We start from the raw sequence: 21,579 nt of genomic DNA, 5'->3' as shown, positions 1-21,579 counted from the left end.
GGAAAGAGCCGAAGTGACGAAATGCCACTTCGGCACAGGTTATTATTCCTGGTTGGAGTTGATGTAATCAACAGCCGCTTTAACGGTAGTGATTTTTTCAGCTTCTTCGTCAGGAATCTCAGTATCGAATTCTTCTTCCAGAGCCATTACTAACTCAACGGTATCCAGGGAATCTGCGCCCAGGTCATCAACGAAAGAAGCTTCAGATTTAACTTCTTCTTCTTTAACGCCCAGTTGCTCAATGATGATTTTTTTTACACGTTCTTCAATATTGCTCATGACCAGTATTATCCTTTAGAAATACGCTAGTGCGTGTCGTTGCGGTAGTGTATTAAAATAACCGTGGTTTGCAAGACTATTTACCTCTGGTCAAACCAGAAAAAACACCAAAAATGCGGCATTTTCCACCAAACAGTCCACAACTGCGGAGATTTTCATCACACCATGTACATGCCACCATTTACGTGCAGCGTTTCACCTGTGATATAACTTGCTTCATCTGAGGCTAAAAAAGCCACAGCAGAAGCAATTTCGTTGGGGTTACCCAAACGTTGTGCCGGTACTTGTGACAAGATACCGGCCCTTTGCTCTTCATTCAATGCGTGTGTCATGTCAGTTTCAATGAACCCAGGTGACACCACATTCACGGTAATGCCACGTGACGCAACTTCTCGTCCGAGTGACTTACTAAAGCCAATTAAACCTGCTTTAGCGGCCGCATAGTTTGCTTGGCCCGAATTGCCCATGGTGCCAACTACCGAGCCAATGGTCACAATACGACCATGACGCTTTTTCATCATGGCACGTAATACCGCCTTAGACACACGGAATACCGAGGTAAGGTTGGTATCAATAATATCCTGCCATTCATCCTCTTTCATACGCATTAAGAGGTTGTCACGGGTAATACCGGCGTTATTCACCAGCACATCAATATCGCCATAACGCTCTTTAATGGTCTTTAGCAACTGCTCTAATGAGGCCGCTTCGGTGACGTTCAATACCAAACCGGTACCATGCTCACCCAAATATGCGCTAATGGCGTCTGCGCCCTTTTCACTGGTTGCCGTGCCCACTACAGTGGCGCCACGGCTAGCAAACAGCTCAGCAGTAGCACGGCCAATGCCTCGGCTTGCACCGGTGACCAGTACTACTTTACCGGAAAAACTCATAGAGACTCCTTCAGTTATAGCAATAATAATTAAGCCTGCACTGCGGCCAAAGCCTGTTGCAAGGTGGCGTCGTCATTGACGGCCAGACCTTCAACGCGCTTGTCGATACGCTTGGCCAAGCCAGATAACACCTTGCCTGGACCCATTTCAAGAGAAAGCGTTACGCCCAACCCAACCATGGCTTCAACGGTTTCGGACCAGCGTACTGAGTAGTAAAGCTGGCGTACTAGGGCGTCTTTAATTGCTGCGGCACTGGTTTCTTGCTTAACGTCTACGTTATTAATCACCGGCACATTAGGCTCATTAAATACCATGTCGGCCAAGGTGCGTTCCAGATGTTCAGCAGCCGAGCGCATCAGCGCACAGTGCGATGGCACGCTAACAGGCAGCGGCAAGGCACGCTTGGCACCACTTTCTTTCATCAACACATTAGCTCGCTCTACTGCGGCTTTAGTGCCGGCAATAACCACTTGGCCTGGCGAGTTGAAGTTAGCGGCAGATACCACATCGTTTTCGTCTACTTGTGCCTTTGCACAATTAGCAATAATAGTGTCGTTGTCTAAGCCAATAATGGCAGACATAGCACCGGTCCCTTCGGGTACCGCTTCTTGCATTAGTTCGCCACGTAGCTCTACTAATTTAACCGCATCACTTAGCGTTAATACACCTGCGCACACCAGCGCCGAGTATTCACCCAAGCTGTGCCCTGCCATCACACTAGGCTGAGCGCCACCCTGCTGCTGCCATAAACGCCAAATGGCCACGGATGCAGTCAACAAAGCAGGCTGAGTACGCCAGGTTTTATTTAACTCTTCGGCTGGGCCGTTAATGACCAATTCCGCAAGATCGTAACCTAATGCCTCAGAGGCTTCGGCAAAGGTCTCTTTTACACTGTCATGCTCGGCTAATAAGCCGGCTAGCATGCCAACGGCTTGAGATCCCTGACCGGGGAAGGTAATGGCAAATGTCATTGTCTGTCCTTTTTTAAAAACGCACGAGAGCAGAGCCCCACGCAAAACCACCGCCAAATGCTTCCAGCAACACCAAATGGCCTCGCTGAATACGGCCGTCACGCACTCCTTCATCGAAGGCGATGGGCACACTGGCCGCCGACGTATTACCGTGTCGGTCCAGCGTAAGAATGACGTTGTCTAGCGACATCCCCAATTTACGCGCGGTGGCATTAATAATACGGTAATTTGCCTGATGGGGTACCAACCAGTCCAGCTCGGACTTATCAATATTGTTGGCTTCTAAGGTCTGGATCACAATTTCGCTTAAACGAGACACGGCAACCTTGAATACATCGTTGCCTTTCATGCTCATATAAGCATCCATTTCATTGCCGCTAATGCCGCGCTTGCGATGAGGCAGCTTGAGCATCTCGGCGTATCGGCCATCTGCATGCAAATGGGTCGACAAAATACCCGGCTCTTCGCTTGCACCCAACACGACTGCACCGGCGCCGTCACCAAATAAGATCACAGTGCCACGGTCTTCTGGATTGCACATGCTTGATAAGGCATCGGCACCAATCACTAAGATATGACGGGCGGCACCGCTTTTAATAAATTGATCCGCCACGCTCAAGGCGTAGCTAAAGCCGGCGCAAGCCGCTGATAAGTCGAAGGCGGGGATGCCGGGCACTTCTAGCAGCGCCTGCACTTCACAGGCAGCGGCCGGAAAGGCATTCTCGCCGCTGGTGGTGGCCAGCACTATCATGTCGAGATCCGATGCCGAAATGCCGGCGGCTTCAAGGGCACGCACTGCAGCAAGGTGCGACATGGTGGCGATGGTTTCGTCGGCACCGGCAATGCGGCGTTCGCGAATACCGGTGCGTTCCACTATCCAGCTGTCGCTAGTATCTACCATTTTTTCTAGGTCGGCATTGGTACGTACCGCTTCTGGCAGGTAGCTGCCGGTTCCTAATATTCTACTATTCATAGGCGTTATCTTGCGTGACTGTCCTGTGGGGCAGTATCAAAACGATGCGCGATGCTTGCAGGCAGGTCATGTTCGATTTCGGAAATCGCCTGTAAGATCGCATTTAAGAAGGCTGCTGAGCCAGCACTGCCATGGCTTTTGACCACGCTGGCGCGCAATCCTACCAAACTTGCACCGTTATACTGGTCGGGGTTCAGATGAGAGAGGCGTTTTTTTAAACAAAACGTCAGAAACTTGCTTAAAAAACCACTTTTCTTACGTTGGCCAAGCAGTAGCTTTGCCACTCCTTCGCTGGTCTTAAGCGCGACGTTACCAACAAAACCATCACACACAATAACGTCGGCTCGACCTAAAAATAACTCATTGCCTTCAATATAGCCGCCATAGTGTAACTCACCATGCTGACTTAATCGCCGCCCCGCTTCGCGAACCGCCTCATTACCTTTACTGGCCTCAGCCCCCACATTCAGCAAAGCAATGCGCGGGCGGGCAATGCCTAAGGTGTGCAGCGCCGTTTGTTCACCCATAATGGCAAACTGCACTAATTGCTCGGCGCTGCAGCTAATGTTGGCCCCCACATCAAGCAGCAAGGCATAACCGCCACCTATTTGTGGTAATCGGGTAATAAGCGCGGGTCTATCTACACCAGGTAGGGTTTGCAGGGTTTTCATCGCGATGGCCATTAAGGCACCGGTGTTGCCGCCACTGACGCAAGCACGAGCACGCCCTGATGCCAAAGCATCAAGCGCATTGCGCATAGAAGAGTCGGTTAGATGGCGCAGGGCATAAGCGGCTTTATCATCATTGCCCACCTGCTGACTGCAATATTGCACCTGCACACGCGGGTGTTTGTCTAATTGAGAGCGGCTTAACCAAGGGGCTAGCTCGTCTTTTAGACCAAATAGTAGCAAATTGAGATCAGGCAGAAGCGACAGTGCCTGCACGGCGGCAGGCACTGTAACTGAGGGGCCATAATCGCCCCCCATCATATCTAACGCAACGGTCAGCTGCGACAAAGGTTATTCTTACTTATGAATAACCTTTACACCACGGTAAAAGCCATCAGCAGTCACGTGGTGACGGCGATGTAATTCACCAGTAGTTTTGTCTACTGACAACTGTGCAGTCGTCAATGAATCATGTCCGCGGCGGCTACCACGAACGGCACGAGATACTTTACTCTTTTGTACAGCCATTTGACATCACTCCTAAATCAGTTACTTACGTTTTAATTCTTCCAAAATCGCAAAAGGATTCGGACGCTCTTCCACGGTAGGTAGCTTACCAAAACTTCGATCAAACTGCCCACCAGAACATTCATCACTTTCGTGAGTCGGTATCTGGGGCAAGGTAAGAATAAGTTCATCCTCAACCAATTCGACCAAGTTGATTTCGCCAGCCTCATCCACTTCAACAGTGTCGTAGTCTTCAGGCAGTTCTGGCGCCTCTGCATTTGCACGTAGAGGCGTGTATGTAAATTCGGATTCTATAGTGGTATCAAACAGCTCGTTACATCTTTGGCATTGGAGCGACACTTGAACTTGGGCGTGGCCCGTCATCAAGCGTAGCCCTTGGGCGTCAATACCAAAGTCTAGAGACACGTCGATATCACCATGGATACCTTGGGCTGACTCCGCAAGTCTGGGCATTAAAGCAGCGGCATACTCGCCTTTATATTTCAGACGATTTTGCGCGCAGCGAGCGGGGTCTACCTTGTTGGGCAACTTTACCTTTTCCATAAGGCGCGCATATTATAGAGAGAGCCGAGCGGAGTCAAAGAAAAAACACGCTAAACGATAAAAGAAAGCCGTACGTTTAACGCGGTACGCTATACGTTAAAGAAAAACATCGGTTTGGTTTTTACGTAGGGCGTAGGGCGGCATTTTCTCTCACGGTAACTAATAAGCTGTTAAACTGGCCACCTTACTCATCACTGATACCAACGCCATGTCGCAACTTATTCTCGCTTCTTCGTCTATTTATAGACAGCAGCTATTGCACAAACTCCGGCTCGACTTTAGTTGCATGAGCCCAAACATTGACGAAGCTGCCCTGCCCTTTGAAACGGCTCCCGAGCTGGTATTACGCCTAGCAGAACAAAAAGCCCGTGCCGTGGCCCAGCATTACCCCAACGGGCTGATTATTGGCTCAGACCAAGTCTGCGTAAATCAAGGCACCATACTCGGCAAACCGGGCACCTTAGCTAACGCTAAAGCCCAACTATTGGCGGCCAGTGGTCAAACGCTTACCTTTTATACCGGCCTCGCGGTTTATGATGCAGCCAACGATGACATGCGCTCATTAGTGGAACCGTTTTCGGTGGTATTTCGCACCTTAAGCGAGGCGCAAGTTGAGCGTTACCTGGCACAGGAACCCGCCCTAGACTGCGCCGGCGCCTTTAAATGCGAAGGCTTAGGCATTAGCTTATTTGAGCGCATGGATGGCCGTGACCCTAACTGCCTGGTCGGTTTACCGCTAATTGCACTGATCGAACTGCTCAGCGAATTTGATATCCAAGTGCCTTAACTGACAGCCGTAAGCGATCAGCTTTAAGCTGTAAGAAAAACAGCGCCGAGCTATCGGGTAGCTCGCCGCCTTGGGTATTTCTTGGCTAGCGGCTGATCGCTGACAGCTTGTGGCTGCTTTACAGCCAATCCCGCAAGTGGCGAATGTCATCTATTAAAGCAATCGGCGTATGTTGGCTTAGCGTGGTGGCATCGTGTACACCATAAGTGACACCAATGCGGTCCATGCCTATCGCTTTCGCCATGGCCAAATCGTAGCTTGAATCACCGACCATTACGGCATCTGCGGGGCTGAGTTGCAGCTCCGCTAAAATTTGCTCAAGCATTAATGGGTCTGGCTTAGACAACGCTTGATCGGCGCCACGCAAGGCGTGAAAGTAACTGCCGAGTTGTGTTTGCGCCAACACGCGGTCTAGCCCAACACGCTGCTTGCCCGTGGCGACGGCCAACTGATAACCGTCTTGGTGCAGACTTTTTATCAGCTCGCCCGCCCCCGCAAACAAGGGCGACGGCGTGGTGTTTAGCTCCAGATAATGCCGACGATAAGCGGCCAATAACGCCACTTCATCTTGTTCGGTAAGGCCATCAAACAAAATCGGCAACGCTTTATATAAACTTAAGCCAATAATGTCGCGCACTGCCGTCGCCGTGGGTACCGTCAAATTACAGTCTAGCGCGCAGGCCTGCATGCTAGACACAATGCGTGCAACCGAGTCCATTACCGTGCCGTCCCAATCAAAAATAATCAGTTGATACTTCATGCTTGCTCCATTCTATTGAGCAACTTTGTCAACGACGACTCTAAGGGCGCTTCTACCACCATGTGCTCTTCTTTACCTGGGTGGTAAAACCGTAATCGGCAAGCATGCAAAAACAATCGCTTTAGCCCTAAGCGGCGCATTTGCTCGTCAAAGATCGGATCACCGTATCGGTTGTCACCGGCAATAGGATGATCCGCATGCAAGGTATGCACCCGAATTTGGTGGGTACGACCAGTCACCGGGCTACATTCCACCAACGTGGCTTGCGCAAAATTTTGAATCACTTTAAACCGCGTTTCCGACGGCTTGCCTTCTTTATCGACCTTCACCGTGCGCTCACCCGAGGGCAGTTCAAATTTTCTTAACGGGGCTTTAACGGATCTTTGCTGAGGCTGCCACCGACCACACACCAAGGCCAGATAATATTTATCCATGGTTTTCTCACGCAACTGCTCGTGTAGGTTGCGTAACATGCTGCGCTTTTTGGCAATTAATAGTAATCCCGAGGTATCTCGGTCTAAGCGATGTACTAATTCTAAAAATCGCGCAGTGGGGCGCAGAGCACGCAAGCCTTCAATTAAGCCAAAGCTCAAGCCGCTGCCGCCATGCACCGCAATGCCCGCCGGTTTATTGATGACAATTAATGCATCATCTTCATAGACGATAGCGGCTTCAAGTGACTGCACTTCATTTAGCTTATTCTCGGGGATCGTATGGTCACGCTCGGCAACCCGCACCGGCGGTACTCTTACCACATCACCCGCCACCAGTTTATATTCAGGCTTAATGCGTTTTTTGTTTACCCTGACCTCGCCTTTGCGCAAGATCCGATAAATGAGGCTTTTGGGAACGCCTTTAAGCTGAGTTCGTAAGTAATTATCGATGCGCTGCCCTTCATACTCAGCCTCTATGGTAAGCAATCGCACACTGTGTTGTAGTTCTGTTGTCATCGGTCAGTCTTCTATCATTGAATTATGTGATTTGATGTAAAAAAGGCGTCTTGCTAAGGTTACCGTTAAAGTGTGATAATAACCTAGATTTTCGTGCTTGCCCTAAATGGGGAGGCACACCCTGAATACCCCTGGTTATCCGTTTTATTCGCGACCTTTGGGCTCTCTCTCCCCCTTAACGTGAAAGACACCTGAATAAGCGCCTCATGCGTACCCAGCCGGGAGGCTGCACCCATTACGCTCACAGACTCGAGGCCGGTGTCCGTCGGAATAACATGGTTGGGCCAGGGAAATACCAACACTGTTGAATACAGTAAAAACTTTATAAAAAGAGTCATTAATGAAAAGAATGCTAATCAACGCAACTCAAGAAGAAGAGTTGCGTGTTGCCCTAGTAGACGGGCAAAAACTCTACGATCTAGACATTGAAAGCCCAGGCCACGAGCAAAAAAAAGCCAATATCTATAAAGGTAAAATTACGCGCGTAGAGCCAAGTCTTGAAGCTGCCTTTGTCGATTATGGTGCCGATCGCCACGGTTTTTTACCGCTAAAAGAGATTGCCCGTAACTATTTCCCTGCAGGTTATAGCTATCAAGGCCGTCCCAACATCAAGGAAGTGGTCAAAGAAGGTCAGGAAGTCATCGTCCAAATAGATAAAGAAGAGCGTGGCAACAAAGGTGCCGCCCTTACTACCTTTATCAGTTTGGCGGGTTCTTACTTGGTATTGATGCCCAACAATCCCCGTGCGGGCGGCATTTCTCGTCGCATTGAAGGTGATGAGCGTACCGAGTTAAAACAAGCGCTTTCTCAGCTTAAACTGCCCGACGGCATGGGCTTGATTGTACGCACCGCCGGTGTGGGCAAATCAGCTGAAGAGCTAGAGTGGGATTTGCACGTGCTGCAAACCCATTGGTCCGCTATTCAAGAATCGGCCGAAGGCGGCCCTGCCCCCTTCTTAATCCACCAAGAAAGTAACGTCATCGTGCGCGCTATTCGCGATTACTTGCGTCGCGACATTGGTGAGATTTTAATTGATAACCCGGTGGTTTTTGAACGTGCGCAAAAGCACATTGAGCTAGTACGCCCCGACTTTGTTAGCCGCGTTAAGCTATACGAAGGCGATGTGCCTATGTTCAGCCACTTTCAAATTGAAAGCCAAATTGAGTCGGCTTTTCAACGTGAAGTGCGCCTGCCTTCTGGCGGTAGCATCGTTATCGACCCTACCGAAGCATTAACCAGTATTGATATTAACTCCTCACGCGCCACCAAAGGCGGCGACATTGAAGAGACGGCGCTACAGACCAACCTAGAAGCTGCCGAAGAAATTGCTCGCCAGTTACGCCTGCGTGACTTGGGTGGTTTAGTGGTGATCGACTTTATCGACATGACCCCCGTTCGCCACCAGCGTGAAGTAGAAAACCGCCTACGCGATGCAGTACGCCAAGATCGTGCTCGCATTCAACTAGGTCGTATCTCGCGCTTTGGTTTGCTGGAAATGTCTCGCCAGCGCCTGCGCCCTTCTCTTGGCGAGTCCAGCACTCATGTGTGCCCGCGCTGCTTAGGTCAAGGTACCATTCGCGATAACGAGTCTTTGGCCTTGGCCATTTTGCGCCTTATTGAAGAAGAAGCTCTTAAAGACAACACCGGCCAAATTCACGGCCAGGTGCCGGTCGACGTTGCCGCTTATTTGCTGAACGAGAAACGCAAGTCCATTGCCGATCTGGAGCAGCGCTACACGGTTAGCATTTACATCATTCCTAACGAACAGCTAGAAACGCCACACTTCGAAGTGGCTCGTGTTCGCAGTGGCGATGAAGAAAATGTGAGTAGTTTTCACTTAAAAACTCAAGTCGACAAACCCGTTTACACGCCGCGTGACAGTCAGTCGTCATCACGCAGTGAGCAACCTGCTTTACAGGGCTTTACCGCCCCTACGCCGGCACCAGTTGCCACAGAAACTAAAGCCACTGTTGCTGCAGCTACTGCCCCCGCCGCACCAGACAACAAGGCACCTGGTTTGTTAAACCGCGTATTCTGTGCATTAGCCGGTTGGTTTAAAGGCACTGCTGAGCCTCAGCAAGCTGTAACGCCTGCCCCCGCACCAGCACCGGAGAAAAATGTACGTCCGGCACGCAGTAATGAGCGTAATAACAGTAATGAACGCAATAACAACCGCAGTGGCAGCCGTAACAATGGCCGCTCTAACGGTCGTGCGCAAGGTAGCGACAGTGAGCGCAATAACGAGCGTCGCGATCGCAATGACCGCCAAGGCAATCGTAAACCTCGTGACGAAGAGCGCAGTAATAAAGCCCCACTCGCAGCCGAAGAGCAATCTCAGGCGGCAGTGAGCGACACTGAAACTAGAAACGAGCGTCCTCGACGCGAGCGTCGCAAGCCACGCCGTGAGAGCCCTCAGCCACAGCAAGGCGCTCAGCAATCAGAGCAGCAAAAACCTGTTGTAGCTGAGCAAGTTGTAGCCGAGCCAGCTGTTGCCACACCGCAGTCAGCACCTGAAGCTCAGCAGGGCGAGCAGAAAGAGCAAAACGTTGCCGAGCGTCGCCAACGTCGCCAAATGCGCAAACAAGTGCGCATGGGCAGCGATGGCAAACCGCTTGATGCCGTTATCCAACAGCCAGAGCCCGCTGCAGTTGAAGCTGCTCCAGCCGAAGAAAAGCAGTCTCAGCATAAGCGCAGCACCATGCCTAAGCGCAAGCGCATTAATGAAGACAGCCGTCGTCGTCGTCGTGAAGACAGCATAGCGGCGTTAATTGCCAGCCAAGGTGAAGATAAGTGGGTAGCATCAGCGGAAGAGCTGGCAGCTCAAGAAGCACAGGCTCAAGCCGCTAAGATCAAGGCTGAACAAGCTAAGCAAGCCGCTAAAGCACAAGCCACTGCACCTGCTGAGCCGGTAGCCGAAAAGCAAGTTGCAGCACCGGTTGTCGAGCAGAAAGCAGAGCAAAAGCCTAAGCCAGTAGCTGCGCCTGTTGTTGAAAAACAAGCTGAAAAACAAGTTGAGCAAAAGCCTGAGCCAGTAGCTGCGCCTGTTGTTGAAAAACAAGCCGAGCAAAAGCCTGAGCCTGTTGTTGAAAAACAAGCAGAGCAGAAGCCTGAGCCAGTAGCTGCGCCTGTTGTTGAAAAACAAGCCGAGCAGAAGCCTGAGCCTGTAGCTGCGCCTGTTGTTGAAAAACAAGCAGAGCAGAAGCCTGAGCCAGTAGCTGCGCCTGTTGTTGAAAAACAAGCTGAGCAAAAGCCTGAGCCAGTTGCTACGCCTGTTGTTGAAAAACAAGCTGAGCAAAAGCCCGAGCCAGTAGCAGCACCGGTTGCAGAACAGAAGCCTGAGCAAAAGCCCGCGCCTACTGTTACTGCTGCGCCAAAAGCCGCTACAACAGCAAATGCGTCTGGTTTATACCAGCGAGCTAAGCAAACGTCAGCGCCTATGACTAAGCCAACAGTTGTTGAACAGGCCCCTTACGTTAAGCCTGAGTACCCACCGTTGTTGCGTGATACCGTAGTGACCAGTGGTCGTTATGCAGGTAGCACCGCGGCTAAAAGTACCTCGTCTGCACCAATGACGAAACCCAGCAGTGATTAATTAACTCATTATCACGGCACTAAAAAGGCTCCTTCGGGAGCCTTTTTTTATGGACGATATTGATTAAAAGATAGCGCCCAGCGCCAAAGCCACTTTAGGCCGTGCTATGGTTTTGGTCGATTGAAATAGACCCTACAGAAGACATAAAAATCTGACCAGTTAGTTTTCCAGATTGGTATTAGTTGATTTTTAGCCGTTGCTGAGACTTTGAAATGCGGAGGCGACTCCAAACCAACGTGGCGTGCAAAGAAACACTCATGCGGTCACCCTGCCTTTCGTACTCTTGAACAGCACATTAACCACTTATGATGATTCTGAAAATACTTCCACAAGATAATCGATCATCGCTCTTACTTTTGCTGGTAGACGCCGATCTGGGGGAAAGAGGACATGCACACCACCAGGGTCGATAGGAGGATGGTCGAGTTCCAGAGCCACTAGCTCATTACGAGCCAGCGCATCAGAAACGATAAAGTCTGGCTGATAGATAACGCCCTGCCCCTCTAACGCTGCGGCCAGCAGTGCATCTCCGTTATCGGCCTTGAGGTTGCCCTTAACAGGTACCTGAATGTCACCTTCGCGGCCAAAAGACCAGCTGCCTTTATTCTGCTGTCGAGAAAGAGTATAGCTGAGACAGTTATGTCCGGAAAGATCAGCAACACGCCGAGGGGTGCCATGCCTCTCTAGGTATTGCGGTGACGCGCACACTCGCGTCTGACAATTCCCTAATCGCCTAGATTTAAGTGAGCTATCGGTGAGGTGCCCTACTCGGACTATTAGATCCCACCCTTCTTGTATTAAGTCCTGCTGCGAATCGCTTAGCCCCAGCTCTATTTCAACTAGTGGATATCGACAGCTAAACGCCGGTAACAGCGGCGCGATAAAGCGCGTTCCGAAAGATAAAGGTACATTCATACGTAATCGCCCCACCGCCTCAACTCGTTGTGCGGTTACTTCCGCTTCGGCCTCGTCGAGCTCCTGCAGAATGCGCTGGCAGGCTTCCAGGTATTCGGATCCAGAGTCTGTCAGGGTCAGCTGACGCGTCGTGCGATGCATCAGTTTGACGCCCAGTCTCGCTTCCAGCGCATCCACATGCTTGGTCGCCATGGCGGGTGATATATCCAAAAAACGGCCCGCTGCAGAAAGGCTCCCTTGAGCAACCGCCTGAACAAAAACCCGCATTCCCGTAAAACGATCTAACACTTATTTCGCACCATGAGTAAGAAAAGTTACCTGATATTAGCATGTTCTCTTACCTGTAGAGGGTGGATATAGTACTTACACATTCCTACACCGGATGACAAAAACAATGAATGAGATAAGAACGACAACCCAGATCGTATCCAATAACTCAGTGACACAACCGGTACTGTTTATCCCCCACGGTGCAGGGCCATGCTTCTTTATGGACTGGAAACCGTCTGACACCTGGGACGGTATGGCGGGTTTTCTTAAAAGTATTGCTGCACGCTTACCGGAACGTCCCAAAGCGATTGTGATGATGAGTGCGCACTGGCAAGCGCCAGCCTTCAGCATCACCAGCGGTGCGCAGCCGGCATTGATTTACGATTATTACGGCTTTCCTGAGCACACTTATGAGCTGGCTTATCCGGCACTGGGGGCACCAAGATTAGCTGAGCGGGTCGCCATATTGCTCTCTGAAGCCGGTTTAACCAATCAGCAAGATCCGTCGAGGGGGTTTGACCATGGCATGTTCATTCCTTTGAAACTGATGTTCCCCGACGCAGAGATTCCCGTAGTACAACTGTCGTTACGTCATGATCTCGACCCTGAGGCACATCTTGCAGCGGGCAAGGCACTGGCGCCGTTACGTGGTGAAGGGGTATTGATCGTGGGTAGTGGCATGAGCTTTCACAATATGCAGGGCTATGGCGATGCAAATTTTACCCAGCCGTCGCAGGTTTTTGATGAGTGGTTGACGCAGACCATTGCAGCTCAGCCAGAACAAAGACTTGCCGGTCTGCGTGACTGGTCTCACTCCCCCCATGCGGTGCAATGTCATCCGCCAAGCGATGAAGAGCATCTTATACCGCTGATGGTCGCAGCCGGTGCCGCAGGGGAAGACAGAGGCAAAAAAATCTATTCGCAACAGGTACTCAAGACACAGATTTCGGCCTTCCAATTTGGCTGAGTCTTAACCTTTAACGTCGGCAAAATATTCACAATCCATTTAAAACGGTAGGCAAGAAAAGGCTTGCTGGCGAACAGAAACAGCAAGCTGCAATCACGACGACTCAAAACAGGAGCAGAACATGAAGAATGACTCAAAAGAACGCTATGGCAGCGTCAGTAAAACCTTTCACTGGTTGATGGCAGTATTGATCGGTTGGCAGCTATTCAAATTTGGTGATCGTATCGCCGAGGGCGAACACTGGGTAGGTGAAACCTTAGTACCTTGGCATGTGTCCATCGGTACCTTACTGCTGATACTGATCGTGATGCGTCTGGCGTGGGTAATGACTCAGCGTCATCAGCGCCCCGCCCAAGAACCCGCCACCGCCAAGCTGGTTAAAGCCGGACATGGTCTGCTCTTTGCAGGTATGTTACTAATGCCACTCACTGGGATGATGGTGATGCTAGGCGGAGGATATGGCATGACTGCATTCGACTTGGAAGTCTTTGCTAAAGGTGAAGAAATCGCTTGGGCCGCAACGCTCGGCAGCCTGCATTCACCGCTGGCTTGGGCGTTGACCGTACTGATTATCGGTCACATTAGCATGGCTTTGATCCACCACTTTGTTCAACGTGACGATACGCTAAAACGAATGCTATAAGTGCCTATAATAAGACTAAACCCATTAAAAAATCAGATTTTATCTACAGGAGAATAATATGATGAAAATATTAGCCATCAGTGGCAGTTTGCGCAAAGAGTCTCTCAATACCCAACTGCTGAAAACAGTTGCAGAGTTTGTCGATGAAGGTACATCAATCGAGTTGTTCGATCTTGCGGATATCCCCCTCTACAACGGCGACCTGGATGGTGACACCAAACCGGCACCGGTGCAGGCTTTGCTAGATGCCATCGCCGAGGCTGACGGTATGCTTTTCGCCACCCCGGAGTACAATTACAGTGTCCCTGGTGTACTGAAAAATGCCATCGACTGGGTCTCACGGCCGGCGTTTGATTCGGTGATGCGTGGCAAACCCACCGGCGTGATGAGCAGTTCGATGAGTACTCTTGGCGGGGCCCGAGCTCAGGTTCATCTGCGCGATATTCTTGCGGCAACCCTCACGCCAGTGTATCTAGCTCCAGATTTTGCCCTGGCTTGTGCGCATACCGCTTTTGATGAGGAAGGCCGCTTGGTTGATGAGAGTACCCGCAATTTTCTGCAGAAATACCTGACGGGCTATACCCAATGGGTCGCCAGTCAGCGGGCCTAATACACCAATCAGAGATAAAGAAAACCGAAGGAGCTCGGAGTCCTTCGGTACTTGCCAATCCGAAGGCCAACATTCAACCAGCCAATTAAGCGTATTTAGCATAGCAAGAGTAAGGTGTTCGATCCGCTCGACTGATTAGCTCACAGACCATCCCCTATGCCTTTTATCGCCCTAATTCTGGCTATTTACAGATTGTTAGGTCTGTTGACACCTGAGAGTCCGCACGATTATTTGTGATCATTTTCGTTCGGTACTTCAGTGGACAAATCAGCCAGAGATTCCGCCCCCCAATATAACATTCCCGACTTTTTCCCCAGTACTCTTACTGAAATATGGGTATCACTGGGCTTTTCCGCCAACCCATAACAGACGTGCAGAGGCAGAAGGTGCTCTTCCCGAGGGTGACAGAATCTGGCATAGGGTGCGCGATCCCAGTGCGCCAGTCGCTCCGCCCGCTCCGACTCCTCCATACCCGCATTGGTGCAGGTATCCTCAAGCCAGTCTTCGAAAGCCTCGTTACCGGCCTGAATTTCCGGGGTATTTGGCGCAAAGAACGCTCGCATATTATGGAAGGAAAAACCGGAACCAATCACCAGCAGATTCTCGTAATCCAGAGCTTGTAAGGCTCGGCCGATCGCGAGGTGCGTAGTCGCATCCAGACTGTTGACTAATGACAACTGTACACACGGAATATCCGCCTGCGGGTACATCAGTTTGAGTGGTACAAACAGGCCGTGATCAAAGCCCCGCCGATCATCGAGCCGCGCAGAAACCCCTGCCTTTTCCAGCACATCGTAGACCTGCCCCGCCAGAATAGGCTCACCGGGACATGGATATTTGATTTCGTAGGACTCAGGAGGAAAACCGAAGTAATCGTAAATAAGAGACGGGTTGGCCCCCGAGGTGATGGTCGGTACTGTTTCTTCCCAGTGGGCACTGATAACCAGTATTGCGGAAGGCTTGCGCAGTATGCCTGCGATCTCCCTGAGCCGAACCACCAATTCGTGGTGGCCCGGATCCCCGAGCAGCGGCATAGGACCGCCGCCATGAGAGATGAATAGAACATCCGGTTTTGCGTTCATGGCTGTTACTCCTTTAGTGTCGGTTAAAGGTTGGTGCCAGTGATCTGGTTATATTTCACTGGGCCCTGTCGTCTTTTGCCTGTACCGGCTGCCAATTCTCTTTCCAAACACCGTTAACCAACATAATTCATATTCCTATACCTTACAGAAGCGCTCCACTAATGAGAGCGCACCAGTTCAACCGCGACTGTCGTGTCGTGCTCACGCCAGGATTATCACGCGTCAGTACGCTGACCGTTCCCCGCACCACCGAAATGTTCCAGCAGCAGCTCGTCTAGCGCGAACCGTCCTGCACCCTGAATAGCGAGGGCCAGCGTAGCCGCAAACAGGACCAAGGCATACTCGTAGCCGTTGTTGGACATGAATAGGCCATTACCAATATGCACGGTAAAAATGGCCACCAGCATAGTAAAGGCCGAAACCAGTGCCGCCGGACGAGTCAGCAGTCCCAGCACCAGCGCCAGACCGCCGAAAAACTCGGCACCGCCAGCCATCAGGGCCATCAGGTAGCCCGGTTCCAGTCCGATACTCGTAAGCCACTGACCGGTGCCTTCAAGACCATAGCCACCAAACCAGCCAAAGAGTTTCTGAGCGCCGTGGGCCATCAGGATCAGCCCAACCGGTACCCGCAGTACCAGTGCCGCATAACCGCCGGTACTGCTGAACAATGTCTGTGCCAATTTATTTTTCATGAGCTTGCCTCGAATAAAAGTAATGTTTGAGTGTTCCTGAAAGTAGCTACTCAGGTATGAGACACAATTTACTATCTCTATTTGAAAAGATTAATACCGATAACATTGCTTAATTATCAATAAACTGTTGATAATATAACTCTCATTCTCGTCAGGATCTTTCATGGACCGTATCGATGCCATGCGTGCCTTTGTTGCCGTGGTGACCGAAGGCAGTTTTACCCGTGCAGCAGAGCGGCTAGACATGTCGCTATAATTACGAAACTTGTATTAGCTAGGGATCGTTCTCACAGTAAAAAATACTTTCCTCACCCATTCCATACCATCCCGCATTAGTTATTGCGGGATGCCTAGAGTCTCTGCAAAGTACCATTCTATTTGTGAGGTGAGGGGCACGCCGCATTAGATAGGTAACGTGAGGTGGGCCTAAAACGACGGCAATGCCTGAGCGTACTCAATGGCCCTTTTGAGCCCCCAAGCTGCCAGTTTTATTGGAAGCGAGTTATAACTTAGTTATAACAGAGGCTTTACTGGCACATGTAATGTGAATCGTAAATTTAGAATTACAAGGTTATAACCTTGCAGGCAAAATATTGTAGCCTCTAAATCGTCGCCACTACAAAGGATCGAGCACGCTATCGCTAAGGCTTATTACTAAAAATATCATGGGTTAGTAATAATAAAAAAGACAAACCTTTGATTTTATTAAACATGATAAAAAAATATTACTAATCCTATTGCTTATTAAAGGTTATTAACTAAGGTTCACCGAGCCAGCCGCTCTATAGTAGAGGGGTTATAGAACGATAACCCTAAGGCTAGATTTAAACATGGATGTAAATGAGGAACTTGTCATGACGATGCCAGAAAAAATGCAAGCCGTAGTCTACGGTGGCCAAGGTGTGAAATCTTTAGAGACTGTCGCGGCCCCCAAAATTCTGCAGCCAACCGATGCTATCGTAAAAATCGTTAAAACCACGATTTGTGGCACAGACCTGCATATTCTGAAAGGGGATGTGCCAGCAGTGACGCAAGGTCGAATTTTAGGCCATGAGGGAGTGGGCGTAGTAGCAGAAGTGGGCAGCGCCGTTACCCGCTTCAAAAAAGGTGACCGAGTACTGATCTCTTGTGTCAGTGCCTGCGGTAAGTGTAATTACTGCAAAAAGCAGCTCTACGCTCATTGCGAAGATGGCGGCTGGATTTTAGGCCACCTGATCGATGGTACTCAGGCTGAGTATGTACGCACCCCCCATGCAGATAACAGCTTACACCATGTACCCGATGGCGCCGACGAAGAAGCGCTAGTGATGCTCAGCGATATCCTACCCACTGGGTTTGAAATTGGTGTGCTCTATGGTGCTGTACAACCGGGTGATACGGTCGCCATTATTGGCGCGGGCCCCATTGGGATGGCAGCCTTATTAACCGCGCAGTTTTTTTCACCGGCTCAGCTGATCATGGTGGACGTAGACGACTCACGCCTTGCCATGGCTAAAACCTTTGGCGCCACTCACACCATCAATAGCGCGACTCAAGATGCCGTGACCGAACTCATGGCCATGACCACAGACGGCATTGACGTGGTGATGGAAGCGGTTGGGATACCGGCCACATTCGATATCTGCCAAAGCGTAGTACGCCCGGGTGGGCATATCGCCAATATAGGCGTACATGGCACCAGTGTCGATTTACAGCTGCAAGAGCTGTGGATTAAAAACATCACCCTCACTACCGGCTTAGTGAATACTAATACTACCGACATGCTGCTAAAAAACGTACAGTCGGGTAAATTAAGACCCGCCGAGCTCATCACCCACCGTTTCGCCTTTAGCGACTTTATGCGCGCCTACGAAGTATTTGGCAATGCCGCAAAAGAGCAGGCACTCAAGGTGATCATAGATAACAGCGAATACCAACCTAAATAAAGCAGCGAGCAAGGCGGCTAAGCAACGTTTTTAGTCCGCCTCCTGTGGCTAAGTGGTCGCGGTTTGGTCATAGCGGATATATGTGCCGTAACTGAACGCTACGCCGAGGAGCTGCGCTTGCAGGGCCGCCATAAGCGGGGTAGAGGCATTATTATTTACCAGCCAGACGCAATCAAACGCCTTACTCTCGGGCTAATGCCTGTTTTTCGCGCTCCTGCTGCTTAGCTTTTTTGTAGTCGAGCGCCGCTGCCGGTACTGGCGTTACTGTGCCGGTTTCTAACCATCTTTTTAGACGATTGGCATCGGCCATATGAGTGTATTTGCCAAAAGCATCCAGCACCACAAACGCTACGGGGCGTTGATTCATTTCGGTGCTCATCACCAAGCAATGCCCTGCACTATTGGTGAAACCGGTTTTACTCAGCGCAATATTCCAATTGTCGTTGCGTACCAAGGCGTTAGTATTACGAAAACTAAGGGTGTAATTAGGTTTAGTAAAGGCGACGGTTTTCTCATCCATAGTGCTGAACATGCGGATCAGCGGATAGTCGCGTGCAGCTTTGATCAGCAAAACTAAATCATGGGCACTGGACACATTTTTTTCCGATAAACCCGTCGGTTCAACAAAATCACTGTGATGCATTCCCAGAGCGTGCGCTTTGTCATTCATGGCTTGAATAAAAGCCGCATGCCCGCCACGGTAATGGTGCGCTAAACTGGCGGCAGCACGATTTTCCGAGGACATTAAAGTGATCAGCAATAAATCATGGCGACTAAGCTCGCTGCCAAGGCGCACCCGCGAAAATACGCCCTGCATCTCCGTGGTATCGTTAATTACAATTGGCAGTTTTTCTTCGAGAGACTGCTGCGCATCAATGGCAACCATAGCCGTCATTAATTTGGTCACAGAGGCAATAGGGGCAACAAAGTTTTCGTTGTTAGCGTAGAGAATTTCATTGGTTTTTAAATCCACCAATAATGCGCTACCTGCGGCAAGATTTTGTTGGGTGGTACTGCTTGTCAGTGGTGTCGTTGCAGCATAACTGCTGCCGATATAAGCGGAGCCAGCCAATAGACAGATAGTCAAAACAGCGGGTTTAATTAAGTTAGATATAATCACAAGCGGTACTCAAGTTGAATGGTTTTACGCTGTTATACCTAGCTAACCTTCCCTGTCCGCTAGCAACAATATGACCATATGATGACATACTCGTTGCTCTGCCCCTAGAGTGCGTTCTAATTATGCTAGAGGCAGTTGAACCCTGACCTCAAAGCCGTCCGTTTGATCAGTTGCGGGAGAATGTAGCGTTAGGTTGCCGCCGGCACCCAGAGCTATGGCCTGCACTATGGCCAATCCTAAACCCGCACCTTGTTTCACGCTCTGTTGATTATTCAGTTCAGCATTCTCTTTAGTGCCTTCTCTAACACTCTTTGCATCACTCTGGCCGCGCACAAAGCGGCCGGTTAAACCGGACAAGACTTCCGGTGCCAGCACGTTGCAGGTGTTGCTCACACTCAAGACGCCCGCTCTAGATAGGCTAACGTTAATCATGCCCTCAGACGCACCGTATTTATGGGCATTTTCCACTAAGTTGCGCAGCAAGATGCCAAAGGCATCCATGTCCATCATGATTAGCACCGCCGTATCGGGCACCTTAAGCTGTAGCTTAGATTCAGCGGTTAGTCGGCTCAGTTCCGTCATTAAATAGCGCAATACGGGCACAACATCATAGGCCGTGGCCGCCACTAAGGCGCCTCCTTCAGCCTTAGCTAACTGCAGCAGTTTTTCTGACAGTCGACTTAATTGCTGTAAAGAGGCTTCAATTTGGCGTGCGCGATCTTGCAGCGCTGAGTCTGTAGTCGCGCGCTGCAAGCGTTGAACTTGTGCCAAGGCACTGGCTAAAGGCGTGCGCAGTTCATGGGCGCTATTAGCGGTAAAACTACGCTCCGACTCCAGCGCTCGGCGCAGCCGTTGTAGTAGCTGATTAACCGCCTCGCTGACGGGTGCTATTTCGCTTGGCAGAGCGGCCACCGTTATCGGTGACAAATCTCCGGCACCGCGAGTGGCGAGAGCGGCTTTATAGGCCAAGACACTGCGTAGACTCACGCGCACCCATAACCAACTGCCAAATAAACTCACTGGGATCAAAAACAAGAGCGGCATGAGTAGCGGCCACATCGCACTGCGCATCGCCTGCTGCCGATGGATCAGCGGCTCGGCTACTTCAATAAAGATAGAGCCGCTTACCGCAGACTCGCCGTAAAGCCGATGCTCGGTTTGCGTGCTAAAGCCGGGATTAGGTAGCGGCGCAAATAAGGTTAAGTCCACATCGTGAGAGCGCAGCAATAGGGTGCCATCTGCCCCGCGCACCACGTAACTAATCAGCTCTTGATGTGTGTTCACGGCGAGCTTGGAGCGCAAGGCGGCAATCTGCTGGGGTGGCGTTAAGGGATCCCGATTTAAAATTTCGGTAACGGCTAACGGCAAAATGCGCTGCGCGGTTTCTTCTAAGCCGCTGTCAAAAGCTTCATCCAACTCGGTGCGCAGCACAAGCCCTGAGGCTAAGGCCGCGATCAGCCACAGCACGGTGACGCCCAGCGTCAGCCCTATACCCAGTCGTCCTTGTAAGCTGTTCATCCAACGCTGCATGTTTTTGTCAGCCTTATTTATGAGTGTCGTCTTTTCATGATAAGGCTAAGCGATAACCCATGCCGCGCACGGTTTCTATCACTTCGCGGCCCAGCCGTTTACGCAGCCGGCTGACATACACCTCAATGGTATTACTTTCGATTTCGGCACCAAATTCATATAAATAGTCTTCTAACTGCGCCTTAGATAATAAGGTGCCGGGACGTTGCAACAGCGCTTCAAACACCGCCCATTCGCGGGACGTAAGATCCAACATCTGGCCGTTTTTATGCACGGAATGACTCACTAAATCCACTTCCAGCCCACATATATTAAGCACAGGATTAGGATTGCCATGATAACGCCGCGCCACGGCGGCCAAACGCGCCGAGAGTTCATTTAAATCGAAAGGCTTTACTAGGTAGTCATCGGCGCCGGCATTTAAGCCATTAATGCGATCGGTAATTTGGTCGAGGGCGGTTAAAATAATTACCGGCGTGCTATTGCCTGCACCGCGTTGCTGCTGCAAAAAATCCAAGCCACGGCCATCGGGTAACATCAAGTCCAGCAAGATCAGATCGTACCGCGTGGTCAAGACGCAGGCGCGCGCCTCCTTTAATAGCGTCACCCAGTCCACCGCATGGCCGTCATCGGCAATTTGCTCACGAATAGCCTCGCCCAGCGCAACGGTATCTTCAATCAGTAATATCCGCATCTGCCGCTCCTCGAATTGGTTTTTTCTTGGTCGATTTTACTGTTGAGAGTAACCGCCTTAGCTGACAATCAGCTGAATCATCAGTTAAACAAGCTGAGCTCAATTAAGTGGCGCCAATATAAGGCCAGCTGTTAATTTCCAGCCGCCTGATATTTTTGCCAAGTTGTTACTTTTGCCGGTCAATTGT

At 50.5% G+C, this 21,579-nt stretch carries 22 protein-coding genes; 7 read left to right on the top strand and 15 right to left on the bottom strand.

Features of this window, described 5'->3' with window-relative positions; all coding sequences use genetic code 11:
* Nucleotides 1-42: 42 nt before the first annotated feature.
* The 7 genes from acpP to yceD form a co-directional block, all read right to left on the bottom strand.
* The gene (acpP, locus tag ACFQ1C_RS16015; RefSeq protein WP_379559679.1) at nucleotides 43-279 is read right to left on the bottom strand and encodes an acyl carrier protein; all 237 of its coding nucleotides are present in this window, start codon (nucleotides 277-279) and stop codon (nucleotides 43-45) included.
* A gap of 158 nt (nucleotides 280-437) precedes the next feature.
* The gene (gene fabG / locus ACFQ1C_RS16010) at nucleotides 438-1,172 is read right to left on the bottom strand and encodes a 3-oxoacyl-ACP reductase FabG (protein ID WP_379559678.1); all 735 of its coding nucleotides are present in this window, start codon (nucleotides 1,170-1,172) and stop codon (nucleotides 438-440) included.
* A gap of 29 nt (nucleotides 1,173-1,201) precedes the next feature.
* On the bottom strand, nucleotides 1,202-2,143 hold the full coding sequence (gene fabD / locus ACFQ1C_RS16005) for an ACP S-malonyltransferase (RefSeq protein ID WP_379559677.1): 942 nt from the start codon (nucleotides 2,141-2,143) through the stop codon (nucleotides 1,202-1,204).
* Between the two features lie 13 nt (nucleotides 2,144-2,156).
* On the bottom strand, nucleotides 2,157-3,116 hold the full coding sequence (locus tag ACFQ1C_RS16000) for a beta-ketoacyl-ACP synthase III (RefSeq protein WP_379559676.1): 960 nt from the start codon (nucleotides 3,114-3,116) through the stop codon (nucleotides 2,157-2,159).
* 5 nt (nucleotides 3,117-3,121) lie between these two features.
* Nucleotides 3,122-4,132: a phosphate acyltransferase PlsX gene (gene plsX / locus ACFQ1C_RS15995; protein ID WP_379559675.1), complete on the bottom strand. Its 1,011-nt coding sequence runs from the start codon at nucleotides 4,130-4,132 to the stop codon at nucleotides 3,122-3,124.
* A gap of 9 nt (nucleotides 4,133-4,141) precedes the next feature.
* Complete coding sequence (gene rpmF, locus ACFQ1C_RS15990; RefSeq protein ID WP_379559674.1) at nucleotides 4,142-4,312, bottom strand: 50S ribosomal protein L32; 171 nt, start codon at nucleotides 4,310-4,312, stop codon at nucleotides 4,142-4,144.
* A 21-nt stretch (nucleotides 4,313-4,333) separates the two neighbouring features.
* Nucleotides 4,334-4,855 carry a 23S rRNA accumulation protein YceD gene (gene yceD / locus ACFQ1C_RS15985; protein WP_379559673.1) on the bottom strand — a complete coding sequence of 174 codons (522 nt, stop codon included), beginning with the start codon at nucleotides 4,853-4,855 and terminating at the stop codon, nucleotides 4,334-4,336.
* Nucleotides 4,856-5,063: 208 nt separating this feature from the next.
* Between yceD and ACFQ1C_RS15980 the strand changes: the two genes are divergently transcribed.
* Nucleotides 5,064-5,642: a Maf family protein gene (locus ACFQ1C_RS15980; protein ID WP_379559672.1), complete on the top strand. Its 579-nt coding sequence runs from the start codon at nucleotides 5,064-5,066 to the stop codon at nucleotides 5,640-5,642.
* Nucleotides 5,643-5,760: 118 nt separating this feature from the next.
* Here ACFQ1C_RS15980 and ACFQ1C_RS15975 read toward each other — a convergent pair whose 3' ends face one another.
* Complete coding sequence (locus tag ACFQ1C_RS15975) at nucleotides 5,761-6,402, bottom strand: HAD family hydrolase (protein WP_379559671.1); 642 nt, start codon at nucleotides 6,400-6,402, stop codon at nucleotides 5,761-5,763.
* Nucleotides 6,399-7,352 (bottom strand): 23S rRNA pseudouridine(955/2504/2580) synthase RluC, encoded by a 954-nt coding sequence (gene rluC / locus ACFQ1C_RS15970; protein ID WP_379559670.1) that lies wholly within the window; start codon nucleotides 7,350-7,352, stop codon nucleotides 6,399-6,401. The genes ACFQ1C_RS15975 and rluC overlap by 4 nt, the downstream gene beginning before the upstream one ends.
* Before the next feature lie 340 nt (nucleotides 7,353-7,692).
* Here rluC and rne point away from each other — a divergent pair, with 340 nt between their 5' ends.
* Complete coding sequence (gene rne, locus ACFQ1C_RS15965; RefSeq protein WP_379559669.1) at nucleotides 7,693-10,944, top strand: ribonuclease E; 3,252 nt, start codon at nucleotides 7,693-7,695, stop codon at nucleotides 10,942-10,944.
* Nucleotides 10,945-11,247: 303 nt separating this feature from the next.
* Here rne and ACFQ1C_RS15960 read toward each other — a convergent pair whose 3' ends face one another.
* Entirely contained in the window at nucleotides 11,248-12,147 is a 900-nt protein-coding gene (locus tag ACFQ1C_RS15960; RefSeq protein ID WP_379559668.1) for a LysR family transcriptional regulator, read from the bottom strand.
* A gap of 94 nt (nucleotides 12,148-12,241) precedes the next feature.
* Here ACFQ1C_RS15960 and ACFQ1C_RS15955 point away from each other — a divergent pair, with 94 nt between their 5' ends.
* The 3 genes from ACFQ1C_RS15955 to ACFQ1C_RS15945 all read left to right on the top strand — a co-directional run bounded on the left by ACFQ1C_RS15955 (nucleotide 12,242) and on the right by ACFQ1C_RS15945 (nucleotide 14,349).
* Entirely contained in the window at nucleotides 12,242-13,096 is an 855-nt protein-coding gene (locus tag ACFQ1C_RS15955; RefSeq protein WP_449290072.1) for a DODA-type extradiol aromatic ring-opening family dioxygenase, read from the top strand.
* 121 nt (nucleotides 13,097-13,217) lie between these two features.
* Nucleotides 13,218-13,739 (top strand): cytochrome b, encoded by a 522-nt coding sequence (locus ACFQ1C_RS15950; protein ID WP_379559666.1) that lies wholly within the window; start codon nucleotides 13,218-13,220, stop codon nucleotides 13,737-13,739.
* Between the two features lie 58 nt (nucleotides 13,740-13,797).
* Nucleotides 13,798-14,349 (top strand): NADPH-dependent FMN reductase, encoded by a 552-nt coding sequence (locus ACFQ1C_RS15945; RefSeq protein ID WP_379559665.1) that lies wholly within the window; start codon nucleotides 13,798-13,800, stop codon nucleotides 14,347-14,349.
* A gap of 227 nt (nucleotides 14,350-14,576) precedes the next feature.
* On the opposite strand, the gene ACFQ1C_RS15940 is transcribed toward ACFQ1C_RS15945, so the two are convergent.
* Both ACFQ1C_RS15940 and ACFQ1C_RS15935 read right to left on the bottom strand, forming a co-directional pair.
* Entirely contained in the window at nucleotides 14,577-15,431 is an 855-nt protein-coding gene (locus ACFQ1C_RS15940; RefSeq protein WP_379559664.1) for a DODA-type extradiol aromatic ring-opening family dioxygenase, read from the bottom strand.
* Between the two features lie 215 nt (nucleotides 15,432-15,646).
* Nucleotides 15,647-16,123, bottom strand: coding sequence for a DoxX family protein (locus ACFQ1C_RS15935; RefSeq protein WP_379559663.1), 477 nt, complete (start codon nucleotides 16,121-16,123; stop codon nucleotides 15,647-15,649).
* Between the two features lie 163 nt (nucleotides 16,124-16,286).
* Here ACFQ1C_RS15935 and ACFQ1C_RS15930 point away from each other — a divergent pair, with 163 nt between their 5' ends.
* On the top strand, nucleotides 16,287-16,379 hold the full coding sequence (locus tag ACFQ1C_RS15930; protein ID WP_379559662.1) for a helix-turn-helix domain-containing protein: 93 nt from the start codon (nucleotides 16,287-16,289) through the stop codon (nucleotides 16,377-16,379).
* A gap of 598 nt (nucleotides 16,380-16,977) precedes the next feature.
* Nucleotides 16,978-18,048 carry a zinc-dependent alcohol dehydrogenase family protein gene (locus ACFQ1C_RS15925; RefSeq protein ID WP_379559661.1) on the top strand — a complete coding sequence of 357 codons (1,071 nt, stop codon included), beginning with the start codon at nucleotides 16,978-16,980 and terminating at the stop codon, nucleotides 18,046-18,048.
* A gap of 181 nt (nucleotides 18,049-18,229) precedes the next feature.
* Here the strand turns inward: ACFQ1C_RS15925 and pbpG are convergent, their stop codons facing one another.
* The 3 genes from pbpG to ACFQ1C_RS15910 form a co-directional block, all read right to left on the bottom strand.
* A complete protein-coding gene (pbpG, locus tag ACFQ1C_RS15920; protein WP_379559660.1) occupies nucleotides 18,230-19,168 on the bottom strand; it encodes a D-alanyl-D-alanine endopeptidase in 939 nt (312 codons plus the stop codon).
* Nucleotides 19,169-19,288: 120 nt separating this feature from the next.
* Complete coding sequence (locus ACFQ1C_RS15915; RefSeq protein ID WP_379559659.1) at nucleotides 19,289-20,698, bottom strand: histidine kinase dimerization/phospho-acceptor domain-containing protein; 1,410 nt, start codon at nucleotides 20,696-20,698, stop codon at nucleotides 19,289-19,291.
* A gap of 34 nt (nucleotides 20,699-20,732) precedes the next feature.
* Entirely contained in the window at nucleotides 20,733-21,392 is a 660-nt protein-coding gene (locus ACFQ1C_RS15910) for a response regulator (protein WP_379559658.1), read from the bottom strand.
* Between the last annotated feature and the right edge of the window lie 187 nt (nucleotides 21,393-21,579).

The organism is Oceanisphaera ostreae (assembly GCF_042676125.1).
Taxonomy (GTDB): domain Bacteria; phylum Pseudomonadota; class Gammaproteobacteria; order Enterobacterales; family Aeromonadaceae; genus Oceanimonas; species Oceanimonas ostreae.
Note: the sequence above shows the minus strand (reverse complement) of the source record. Positions and strands in the feature narration are given on the sequence as shown.

Coding starts and splice junctions, on each gene's coding strand:
- acpP (WP_379559679.1), bottom strand. CDS start 279: ATGAGCAATATTGAAGAACGTGTAAAAAAAATCATCATTGAGCAACTG.
- fabG (WP_379559678.1), bottom strand. CDS start 1,172: ATGAGTTTTTCCGGTAAAGTAGTACTGGTCACCGGTGCAAGCCGAGGC.
- fabD (WP_379559677.1), bottom strand. CDS start 2,143: ATGACATTTGCCATTACCTTCCCCGGTCAGGGATCTCAAGCCGTTGGC.
- ACFQ1C_RS16000 (WP_379559676.1), bottom strand. CDS start 3,116: ATGAATAGTAGAATATTAGGAACCGGCAGCTACCTGCCAGAAGCGGTA.
- rpmF (WP_379559674.1), bottom strand. CDS start 4,312: ATGGCTGTACAAAAGAGTAAAGTATCTCGTGCCGTTCGTGGTAGCCGC.
- yceD (WP_379559673.1), bottom strand. CDS start 4,855: ATGGAAAAGGTAAAGTTGCCCAACAAGGTAGACCCCGCTCGCTGCGCG.
- ACFQ1C_RS15980 (WP_379559672.1), top strand. CDS start 5,064: ATGTCGCAACTTATTCTCGCTTCTTCGTCTATTTATAGACAGCAGCTA.
- ACFQ1C_RS15975 (WP_379559671.1), bottom strand. CDS start 6,402: ATGAAGTATCAACTGATTATTTTTGATTGGGACGGCACGGTAATGGAC.
- rluC (WP_379559670.1), bottom strand. CDS start 7,352: ATGACAACAGAACTACAACACAGTGTGCGATTGCTTACCATAGAGGCT.
- rne (WP_379559669.1), top strand. CDS start 7,693: ATGAAAAGAATGCTAATCAACGCAACTCAAGAAGAAGAGTTGCGTGTT.
- ACFQ1C_RS15955 (WP_449290072.1), top strand. CDS start 12,242: ATGACAAAAACAATGAATGAGATAAGAACGACAACCCAGATCGTATCC.
- ACFQ1C_RS15950 (WP_379559666.1), top strand. CDS start 13,218: ATGAAGAATGACTCAAAAGAACGCTATGGCAGCGTCAGTAAAACCTTT.
- ACFQ1C_RS15945 (WP_379559665.1), top strand. CDS start 13,798: ATGATGAAAATATTAGCCATCAGTGGCAGTTTGCGCAAAGAGTCTCTC.
- ACFQ1C_RS15940 (WP_379559664.1), bottom strand. CDS start 15,431: ATGAACGCAAAACCGGATGTTCTATTCATCTCTCATGGCGGCGGTCCT.
- ACFQ1C_RS15935 (WP_379559663.1), bottom strand. CDS start 16,123: ATGAAAAATAAATTGGCACAGACATTGTTCAGCAGTACCGGCGGTTAT.
- ACFQ1C_RS15930 (WP_379559662.1), top strand. CDS start 16,287: ATGGACCGTATCGATGCCATGCGTGCCTTTGTTGCCGTGGTGACCGAA.
- ACFQ1C_RS15925 (WP_379559661.1), top strand. CDS start 16,978: ATGACGATGCCAGAAAAAATGCAAGCCGTAGTCTACGGTGGCCAAGGT.
- ACFQ1C_RS15915 (WP_379559659.1), bottom strand. CDS start 20,698: ATGCAGCGTTGGATGAACAGCTTACAAGGACGACTGGGTATAGGGCTG.
- ACFQ1C_RS15910 (WP_379559658.1), bottom strand. CDS start 21,392: ATGCGGATATTACTGATTGAAGATACCGTTGCGCTGGGCGAGGCTATT.